At 65.1% G+C, this 1,653-nt stretch carries 1 protein-coding gene; it reads left to right on the plus strand.

Annotated features, from left to right (window positions below):
* The first annotated feature begins 111 nt into the window (after positions 1–111).
* Positions 112–1,482: an IS1380 family transposase gene (locus tag AX708_RS13725; RefSeq protein WP_066117545.1), complete on the plus strand. Its 1,371-nt coding sequence runs from the start codon at positions 112–114 to the stop codon at positions 1,480–1,482.
* Positions 1,483–1,653: the final 171 nt, after the last annotated feature.

The following is a 1,653-nucleotide window of genomic DNA, read 5'->3' on the forward strand; positions in this document are numbered from 1 at the left end:
TAGCCCATCTTATTCACCGGCGATGTCGTGAAGGGTTGGCGGGAGTGGTGTAAGCATTTGCATTGTTGTAGGAATGTGGTTGTTCAAGCCAGACCTGCAACGGGGCAAAAAATGCCACAGACCACACCCGCCGGATGCGATGATAGCGCGGCTGCATTTTCGTTTCCAGCGGTTGGCGGCAAGAAGGTCACAGCTGCGTTTGACGGCGGCAGGCTGACCTCGGATGGCGGTGTGCTGCTGCTGGCTCAGGCCGAGCGCATGATGGGCATCTGCCAGCAGCTTGCGGCATGTATTGCTGATCCCCGCGATCCGTCGCGGGTGGTCCATCGGCTTGAGGATATTTTCCTTGCCCGTGTGCTGGCGATCGCGTGCGGCTATGAGGATGCCGATGATCTCGACGCCCTGCGCGATGATCCTGGTTTCCGCCTGGCGCTGGGCAAGCTGCCGGGGGCAGGTGCGGGACTTGCCAGCCAACCGACCATGAGCCGATGGGAGAACGCGCCGACCACGCGCGAGCTGGCCAAGATGCTGGCGGCCATGGTCGACATCTACTGTGCCAGCTATCCCGCTGCTCCGGCAGCCGTGACGCTGGACATCGATGATACCTGCGATGTCGTGCACGGCTATCAGCAACTCTCGTTCTGGAACGGACATCATGGCGAGCGCTGCTTCCTGCCGATCCATGTTTATGACACTGCGACCGGCCGTCCGGTGGCGATGCTGCTGCGCACGGGCAAGACGCCTTCGGGCAAGGAGGCTGCGGGCCACATCCGGCGTCTGGTGCGTCATCTTCGCCGCCACTGGCCCGATACCCACATCACCATCCGCGGCGACGGGCATTATGGGCGGCCCGAGGTCATGGCCTTCTGCGAGGCTGCCGGCATCGATTACGTGCTCGGCCTGCCGACCAATGCCGCGCTGCGCGCCGATCCCGTCATCGTCACGGCTGCCGATGCCTGTGCGGTCCGCCGCGCCGAGGAAGGCCGCGTGGTCCTGCGCAGCTATGCCGAGACCCGCTACGGCGCGAAGAGCTGGAACTGCCAGCGCCGCGTCGTCGCCCGGATCGAGGCCAGCACGCTGGGCATGGACATCCGCTACGTCGTCACATCGCTGACCGAGGGCTCGGCCGAGCACATCTACGACACGCTCTACTGCGCGCGCGGACAGGCAGAGAACCTGATCAAGCTGCACAAGACACAGCTGGCCAGCGATCGCACCTCGTGCCGGTCGGCCAATGCCAATCAGATGCGCCTGATCCTGCACACCGCCGCCTACTGGCTCCTGTGGCGCGTCCAGCAGGCGATGCCGAAGACCGCCGCTCTGGCGAGGGCTGAGTTTACCACCCTGCGCCTGCGGCTGCTCAAGGTTGCCGCCCGCGTCATGGAAAGCGCTACCCGCATCCGCGTCGCGTTCGCCTCGGCCTGTCCCGACGCCGATCTGCTGCGCGCCATCGTTCTCGCGCTCAAGCCTGCGCCCACATAGCCGGTGCGGCAGTGCCGCCGAAACCCCCGAGCCAGTCCTTCAACCCGAAAAGCCCATCGATCACAGCGCGGTGAAAAACTCCGCCAAAGGCGCTCGCCCGCGTCACGCCGCCAGCGGCACCGCCGGCGCCGGGTAGCCTGCAAACGCACCCTCATGAATAAGAGAGGTTAG

Source organism: Erythrobacter sp. CCH5-A1 (assembly GCF_001557115.1).
Lineage (GTDB): Bacteria > Pseudomonadota > Alphaproteobacteria > Sphingomonadales > Sphingomonadaceae > Erythrobacter.